Consider the following 7,936-nt stretch of genomic DNA (forward strand, 5'->3'; position numbering starts at 1 on the left):
ATTATTGAACTAGAGTTTGTGCAGTTTCTTTTAAATTAAGTTCACCAAAATGACCAGAGCTTAAAAAAGCAAAAGTTTTTACTTGTCCCTTCTGTTCGATTAATGCTTCTTCTAATTCCTTAACATCATCAAAGAATTGAACATTAGATTGTCCAAATGCTGTCTTCACGTCATTTTCATTTAATGCCGTTCCACTTTCTACTTTAAGATTCTTAGGATTAATATATATAAACGCAACATCAGCATGCTTTAAGGTGTCTTTATATTCTTGAATAAAATCCTTATCCAAGCTACTAAAGGTGTGCAATTCATACGCAATACAAATTTTTCCCGCTTTGAACTGATGATGCAGCGCATTTACAGTAGCCCTCAGTTTTGAGGGAGCGTGGGCATAGTCTTTATACACTTTTACTCCGTCATTTTCTGCCAATAGCTCCAGTCTATTTTTAGCACCTTTAAAGGTTGAAATGGCTTCATAGAACTTATCATCTGTAATCCCTAAAATATTGCAGACTTCATGAGCTGCATTTATATTCTGTAAATTGTGTCTTCCAAAAATACTGATTTGGACTTTACCATGATCTTTTGTTTTCAGATAGGTTATTCCATCCTTTATTTCAGAATCATGTGAAGCATAAGGTAGTTTACGCACATCTTCCCTGTCTTTTGCGCCAACAATATTGGCAAGGTTATCTTCCTCACAATAAATTAATGAGCCAGCTTTAGGAGTTTTATCTGCAAATAAATCAAACTGCTTTGTATATTCTTCAAAAGTGGAGAACACATTTTTATGATCCCATTTAATACCGGAAATTACTCCAATGTGATGGTCATATTTTAAAAATTTGGGCTGTGGATCTAATTTGGACGCCAAATACTCATCGCCTTCTATGATAATAATGGGTGCATCAGAAATCTGGACAGTTAATTCAAAATCTTCTAGCTCTGCCCCTACCAAATAATCAAAAGATTTTCCTGCAGATTTTAAGACGTGCATGATCATGGCCGTAATCGTACTTTTCCCATGACTGCCCCCCACCACAACTCGCTGTTTATTGGCAGATAATTCACGAACAAATTCAGGAAAAGAGAAAATAGGCAAACCTAATTCCTGCGCTTTCTTTAATTCAGGATTATCATCTTTGGCATGCATACCAAGAATTACGGCATCCAAATCTTGTTTGATGAGATTCACATCCCATCCAATCGAAGGATTTAAACCAGCTGATTTCAATTTGCCGGCTGCAGGTTCGTAGATTTCGTCATCAGAACCAGTTACCTTAATATTTCTTTTTTGCAGTGCCAAGGCGAGATTATGCATCACGCTTCCACCTATTGCTATAAAATGTACTTGTTTGATATGATTTATTTCCATTTGGTAAATGTTAGATAATTCAAAAATAGAATAAAGTTTATGCCGTGGCAAATTATCTTAGGTTTTTAGATGTTGATAAACTGTGGATAAGTTGTCGGAAACTTGGACAGTTTTTCTTAAAGATAAAGAAAATATTAATTTAGCTTTGTTAGCTTTTGAAATTTCAAAAATTAGTAGGGGAAATATATGGAATCAAATAAATCATCCGCATTAAGAATAGGTCAAAAAAATAAAAAGCTTGATTTAAGCGAAAACATGGGGAAAATGCCCCCACAAGCGGTCGATTTAGAGGAGATTGTATTAGGTGCTTTAATGCTAGAAAAAGATGCTTTAACCAATGTTATTGACATTTTAAAACCTGAAAGTTTTTACCGAGAAGCCCACGAAGAAATTTATAAGGCCATCGTGCAACTTTTCAACAATTCGGAACCTGTTGATTTAATGACGGTTACGAATCAGCTTCGAAAAAATGGAAAATTAGATTTAATTGGTGGTGCTTACTATATCACCTCCTTAACTTCTAGAGTCAACTCAGCAGCCAATATTGAATACCATGCCAGAATCATTGCGGAGCAGGCTATCAAAAGGCAATTGATTAAGATCTCGCGTGAAATACAAGAGGATGCCTATGAAGATACCACAGATGTATTTGATTTATTGGATAAAACAGAACAGGAATTATTTGATGTAACCAATTCTAACATCAAGAAGAATTATGCCGATATGTCTTCATTAATGAAGCAGGCATTTGTGGAATTAGAAGAGCGAAGAAATCATACGGATGGATTAACTGGAGTTCCTACCGGATTCTCAGCTTTGGATCGTGTTACTTCGGGTTGGCAAAAATCCGATATGGTTATTATTGCTGCTAGACCGGGTATGGGTAAAACTGCTTTTATCGTATCTGCCCTCCGAAATGCTGCTGTAGATTTCAAACAACCTGTGGCCATCTTCTCTTTAGAGATGTCTTCTGTCCAATTAGTGAACAGGCTCATTTCTTCAGAGGCAGAGCTTGATTCAGAAAAAATTAAAAAAGGCGACTTAAAAGATTATGAATGGCAGCAGTTAGTGCATAAAACTGCAGCCTTGACAGAAGCCCCTATTTTTATTGATGACACTCCTGCCCTATCCATTTTGGAACTACGGGCAAAATGTAGAAGACTCAAGCAGCAACACGATATTCAATTGGTAGTTATTGATTACCTTCAATTAATGTCAGGGGACACCTCTAAATCTGGAGGCGGTGGAGGAAATCGAGAGCAAGAGATTGCCTCTATTTCTCGGTCATTGAAGAATATTGCCAAAGAACTCAGTGTTCCGGTTATTGCCCTTTCTCAGTTGAGTCGAGCGGTTGAAACCCGTGGTGGAGATAAAAGACCGCAGCTTTCCGATTTGAGGGAATCAGGATCAATCGAGCAGGATGCTGATATGGTAATGTTCCTTTACCGGCCAGAGTATTATGGCATCACAGAAGATGAAAACGGAATGCCCACTTCCAATGTAGGGGAAGTGATTATAGCTAAGCATAGAAATGGGTCCTTGGAAACAGTGCCGCTTAAATTTATCGGTAGATTTACCAAATTCTCGGATTTGGACTCACCTAGTGGCGGTGGTGAACCGGCTGGCTACGGCACTACTTTCCCATCGCAAGCAGGAGTACCTTCCGATTTTGATGCTCCTAGCTCTGTTACCTTACCGAGCAAAGCAACGGGAAATGATAATTCTCAAGACGCTGACGAAGCTCCATTTTAGGATAGAAACAGGATAATATTTTTGGTTTTAACCAGATAAATATATTTTTGGAACAATGGCATCCGAGCTGACCGGTTTCTGCACATTAAGATCCGAATGATTAACTTGCTGATAGAAGCTAATAGGTTAAAACTTGAATGGTTTTGTTGAATTAAAAAATATTGTAAAAATGAAGGCACTGATTATATCAGAAAATAATCAAATAGAAATTGTTGAAAAGCAAAAACCACATCCGAACTCAAATCAAGTCTTGATTAAAATTCAGGCCGTAGCCTTAAATCATAGGGATCAATTTATAAGAGAAGGAAAGTACCCCGGTATCCAAGTGGGGACAATTTTAGGTTCCGATGCATGTGGAATCGTAGTAGAAGCTGGACCAGATGTAGATCCCTCATGGCATCAAAAAGAAGTTCTAATAAACCCGAATGTTGACTGGGGTGATAATTCCAAAGTACAATCATCAAAATACCACATATTGGGTACTCCTTCAGATGGTGTTTTTTGTGAATATATGGTGATTGAGCCCAATAAAATTATCGAAAAACCAGCACATTTGAGCTTTGAGGCTGGAGCGGCTCTTCCTCTAGGAGGAATGACGGCTTTCAGAGCGTTATTTCATCATGGAAATTGTCAAAAAAATGAGAATGTATTGATTTCAGGGGTTGGAGGCGGAGTAGCACAATTTGCATTTCAATTTGCATTAGCGACCGGAGCTAATGTTTTTGTTACTTCCAGCGATGAATTAAAGAGAACAAAATCTATTGAGTTGGGGGCAAAGGAAGCCTTTAACTATAGAGATGAAAATTGGGTAAAGGTAGCAAAAGAAAAATCAGGAGGTTTTGATTTGGTAATTGACAGTGCAGCAGGAGATGGAATAAACGATCTGATTAAACTAATGAAGCCAGCTGGCAGAATTGTGTTTTATGGAGCAACCCAGGGCAAACCAAAAAACTTGGATGTGCACAGAATGTTTTGGAACCAAGTTACTTTGCAGGGTAGCACTATGGCTAATGATGATGAGTTTAAAGCCATGATTACCTTCGTGAAGAAAAACAGAATTGAGCCAATAATTGACTCTATTAGACCTTTTGAAGAGATTGCTGATGCCTTTGATAAAATGAAAGAAGGTAAACAGTTTGGCAAATTGGTAGCCAAACTTTAGATCTAGCATCATTTCAATAACATAAACCGCTGCTGGCATCGGTAGTGGGAAATTTAACTTTCTACTGCATGTAATCTTGCCACTTCACTAAAGTAAACTTACGCTTGCCTTTTTCATCTTTAAAAGAAAAAAAACCATATTCATAGCAGAAAAGGTAAGTTTGCTTTTTGCTATTTCGCCAAAAGTGAGTGAAGTATTTTGGGTCAAAACCATATTTAAACAGTTCTCCTGACTCTACAGTAGCTTTACCAGCTCTGTTATAATTTTTCAGAATCCTTCTATTCAGCTTAAGCTGTTTATCCACCTTCTTGAAGAGAGAGCTCTCTTTCTTCTTATTTTTCTCATAATGGTAGTTTGATTTGCAATAAGGACTACAGAATTTCTTTCCTTCTCTTCCATTTACCTCCTTACCGCAATTTGGGCATGCTTTCATAACCGTAGATTTTTACGTTTAATAAACGTTTAAATCTACGGTTATTTTTGTAAAACAATAAATCATTGGCAGTATTTGCATAAAAAAAGTTATGGATATACAGAAACAAATAACACTAAAGCATTTACTCATCAATAATGAAAAGAAAATCGGGATTCAATTTTACCCAGACAAGGTAATACAGGCATTAATCAAATCATTAGAGAACGTAAAGTGGAGCGAAAAATATCAAATGGTGTATGTACCTAATACTCAACAGAATTTCTATTCTATATTAAAAACCTTTAAAGGAGTTGCCTGGGTAAATATGAGGTATTTTGCCAGAAATAAGTCATTTAATACTAATGGACAGGACTTAAATATAGATGATTTAAGAAAACGATTTACTAAAATTCCTGAATCTTACTTCCAAAAACTAGAGCTAAAAAAATACGCTTACATGACAGCTAAAAACTACACTTCTTGCTTCGAACGTTTTATTAGGCATTTTCCCAGACAAAAATTGATAGAAATTGATGAGGAAGATATAAAAAACTATTTAAAAGGACTGGTTCAAAGGAAATATTCAGACTCATATATCAATATGGCTATTAACAGTATCAAATTTTATTATGAAGTAGTAGAAGGAATGCCTAATCGCTTCTATTCCATTGAAAGACCCATGAAAACTGAGAAACTACCAGAAATATTAAATAAAGATGAAGTGCTTTCGATGATCAATAAGACATATAATATTAAACATCAATGCATCATAAGTTTACTTTATTCTTCAGGACTTAGAAGAGGAGAATTACTCAATTTAAAAATTAGTGATATAGATGGAAAAAGGATGACCATAAGAGTAAATCAGGGAAAAGGGAAAAAAGACAGATTTAGTATTTTGAGTGAAAAGCTCCTTCTTAAGCTGCGCTTATATTATAAACAACATAAACCGGTGCACTATTTATTTGAAGGTAAAAAAGGGCAGCAATACAGTGGAAGCAGCGTAAGGCAGATTGTTGCAAAAGCAGCAAAAAGTGCAAATATAAGAAAAGCAGTCCGACCACACATGTTAAGACACTCATTTGCAACACATTTGTTAGAAGCAGGAACAGACTTGAGACATATTCAAATACTTTTAGGGCATAATTCAACCAAAACCACAGAAATTTATACTCATGTAGCTACGGATACTTTTAAAACAATTAAAAATCCACTAGATTGCGCCTAAACTATAAAAGGTATAGTGACAACTTTTATGTCACTAGCCAATTGTTGTATTTAATTCCTTTCTTAAGATTAGTCTGCTAGTCAGTTGGCAGAAAGAGGGTATAAAAATCGGATTGATTAGCCTTGAAAAGGCCTAAGTTTTGCGGGCGAGCCGTGGAAGCAGAGTGCTTCTAAACGGTAGAGACCGTTAAAAAACTTAGATTAAAGTTAGCCGATTCTTGCCAGAAAGTCAAGAAATGGAGAGGCTAATGAAAAAGCAATCATTTTTATGAGGGATTGGATTGGACTTTCTACCAGCATGACAACGGATTACATAGCCCTAGCTATATACCATTAGGTCATGCCTCCAACTGACATGGCAGATGAGGCAGGAGGATTTAAGAAAGGAACATCGTATTTTTCAATTACCATTATTTCTACTACTTTAGGAGTAATTAAAAATATACTAAAGACAACATCAGCTATCGAATCATTTAAGAAAGGTCATCAAATCACTAAGATTCCCAATCAAAACGATCGATAGCCTGACGTTGTATTTAATTCCTTTCTTAAGATTAGTCTGCTAGTCAGTTGGCAGAAAGAGGGTATAAAAATCGGATTGATTAGCCTTGAAAAGGCCTAAGTTTTGCGGGCGAGCCGTGGAAGCAGAGTGCTTCTAAACGGTAGAGACCGTTAAAAAACTTAGATTAAAGTTAGCCGATTCTTGCCAGAAAGTCAAGAAATGGAGAGGCTAATGAAAAAGCAATCATTTTTATGAGGGATTGGATTGGACTTTCTACCAGCATGACAACGGATTACATAGCCCTAGCTATATACCATTAGGTCATGCCTCCAACTGACATGGCAGATGAGGCAGGAGGATTTAAGAAAGGAACATCGTATTTTTCAATTACCATTATTTCTACTACTTTAGGAGTAATTAAAAATATACTAAAGACAACATCAGCTATCGAATCATTTAAGAAAGGTCATCAAATCACTAAGATTCCCAATCAAAACGATCGATAGCCTGACGTTACAGGCAAGCGTAAAGACCGACACGACAACGAAATATTAAGGCTGAAATTGAATATTTAAAAAATGGCAATAATTGATATAGATTTTGACTTTCGACAGGACAGTAAGTGTGGAGACCCTGACACAGACAGTCAAAAATTATATGAAGCCCACAAGTTATTATGGAGTAAAGAATTGCCGAATGGAAAAATATTTACTTTGGAAATTAAAGGTGACAGTTATGGCAGATTTCTAATAAGAAACAATTTGTGTATGAACTTGTCAAGCGACAGGATGTGTCCGCATTTTGACGGAAAATATAACAATAAGTTTGACGGTTGGCTTTCAGACTTGGAAAAAGAAGAACTCAAACATAAAGTACGGACAATTGGCGGACATATAGTTTTTCCTGCCCATAAAAAGAATGGCTTCACAATTAATCAAGCCAGAGGTGTTAGCAGAATAATTTGCGATAGGTTTGATTTGACATTGGAATGTATTAGACGTTTTTACAGAGACGAAGAAAGCCCGCTTTCAAAGACCTTAACAAACTACAAAGATTTTTTTGACTTGTTTATTGACTTCAAAGGTTATATTGACTTCTTTCATCTACAAGACTTTATTGACCAACAAGAACAAGTTGAATTTTCTTTACCGTTTGACAATTTCAATAGACCACCATTACCTCAGACTATTGACGAGTATAAGCAATACAAAGAGCATACTATAGATTTAATGAAAAAAAGAAACAAAAGGATTTTAGAAAGTATATTCCAAATCAATTAGGACTATGATGAAAGGTTTTGGAAACATAGGACGAAAAAAACGCCAGCCTGTAACACGCGGTATAAAAAATTGCCGGGATAGTAGGTTATTCAAGGTTTGTAGCCCGCTTCAACTTTTGTGTACCTTGATAGGAAATCGCCCGCAATCGGCAACTTTTCATACCGCCACCGTTAGTAGCAATTCCAGAACTTGCAAATGAAATTCTTAACGGACAGATATATTA

At 36.2% G+C, this 7,936-nt stretch carries 8 protein-coding genes; 6 read left to right on the forward strand and 2 right to left on the reverse strand.

Annotated features, from left to right (window positions below; all coding sequences use genetic code 11):
• Position 1: 1 nt before the first annotated feature.
• Positions 2-1,375 carry a Mur ligase family protein gene (locus AAC601_RS18445; protein ID WP_303269688.1) on the reverse strand — a complete coding sequence of 458 codons (1,374 nt, stop codon included), beginning with the start codon at positions 1,373-1,375 and terminating at the stop codon, positions 2-4.
• Positions 1,376-1,561: 186 nt separating this feature from the next.
• Here AAC601_RS18445 and dnaB point away from each other — a divergent pair, with 186 nt between their 5' ends.
• Positions 1,562-3,127 (forward strand): replicative DNA helicase, encoded by a 1,566-nt coding sequence (gene dnaB, locus AAC601_RS18450; protein WP_303269690.1) that lies wholly within the window; start codon positions 1,562-1,564, stop codon positions 3,125-3,127.
• Positions 3,128-3,296: 169 nt separating this feature from the next.
• Entirely contained in the window at positions 3,297-4,289 is a 993-nt protein-coding gene (locus tag AAC601_RS18455) for a zinc-binding dehydrogenase (RefSeq protein ID WP_303269691.1), read from the forward strand.
• 61 nt (positions 4,290-4,350) lie between these two features.
• Here the strand turns inward: AAC601_RS18455 and AAC601_RS18460 are convergent, their stop codons facing one another.
• Positions 4,351-4,722 (reverse strand): hypothetical protein, encoded by a 372-nt coding sequence (locus tag AAC601_RS18460; RefSeq protein WP_303269693.1) that lies wholly within the window; start codon positions 4,720-4,722, stop codon positions 4,351-4,353.
• Positions 4,723-4,813: 91 nt separating this feature from the next.
• On the opposite strand from AAC601_RS18460, the gene xerA reads away from it, so the two are divergent.
• The 4 genes from xerA (at position 4,814) to AAC601_RS18480 (ending at position 7,713) form a co-directional block, all read left to right on the forward strand.
• A complete protein-coding gene (xerA, locus tag AAC601_RS18465; protein WP_303269694.1) occupies positions 4,814-5,932 on the forward strand; it encodes a site-specific tyrosine recombinase/integron integrase in 1,119 nt (372 codons plus the stop codon).
• A 339-nt stretch (positions 5,933-6,271) separates the two neighbouring features.
• Positions 6,272-6,454 (forward strand): hypothetical protein, encoded by a 183-nt coding sequence (locus AAC601_RS18470; RefSeq protein ID WP_340153379.1) that lies wholly within the window; start codon positions 6,272-6,274, stop codon positions 6,452-6,454.
• 302 nt (positions 6,455-6,756) lie between these two features.
• On the forward strand, positions 6,757-6,939 hold the full coding sequence (locus AAC601_RS18475; protein ID WP_340153379.1) for a hypothetical protein: 183 nt from the start codon (positions 6,757-6,759) through the stop codon (positions 6,937-6,939).
• Between the two features lie 72 nt (positions 6,940-7,011).
• A complete protein-coding gene (locus AAC601_RS18480; protein WP_340154073.1) occupies positions 7,012-7,713 on the forward strand; it encodes a hypothetical protein in 702 nt (233 codons plus the stop codon).
• Positions 7,714-7,936: the final 223 nt, after the last annotated feature.

Source organism: uncultured Marivirga sp. (assembly GCF_963974845.1).
GTDB lineage: Bacteria > Bacteroidota > Bacteroidia > Cytophagales > Cyclobacteriaceae > Marivirga > Marivirga harenae.

Coding starts and splice junctions, on each gene's coding strand:
- AAC601_RS18445 (WP_303269688.1), bottom strand. CDS start 1,375: ATGGAAATAAATCATATCAAACAAGTACATTTTATAGCAATAGGTGGA.
- dnaB (WP_303269690.1), top strand. CDS start 1,562: ATGGAATCAAATAAATCATCCGCATTAAGAATAGGTCAAAAAAATAAA.
- AAC601_RS18455 (WP_303269691.1), top strand. CDS start 3,297: ATGAAGGCACTGATTATATCAGAAAATAATCAAATAGAAATTGTTGAA.
- AAC601_RS18460 (WP_303269693.1), bottom strand. CDS start 4,722: ATGAAAGCATGCCCAAATTGCGGTAAGGAGGTAAATGGAAGAGAAGGA.
- xerA (WP_303269694.1), top strand. CDS start 4,814: ATGGATATACAGAAACAAATAACACTAAAGCATTTACTCATCAATAAT.
- AAC601_RS18470 (WP_340153379.1), top strand. CDS start 6,272: ATGCCTCCAACTGACATGGCAGATGAGGCAGGAGGATTTAAGAAAGGA.
- AAC601_RS18475 (WP_340153379.1), top strand. CDS start 6,757: ATGCCTCCAACTGACATGGCAGATGAGGCAGGAGGATTTAAGAAAGGA.
- AAC601_RS18480 (WP_340154073.1), top strand. CDS start 7,012: ATGGCAATAATTGATATAGATTTTGACTTTCGACAGGACAGTAAGTGT.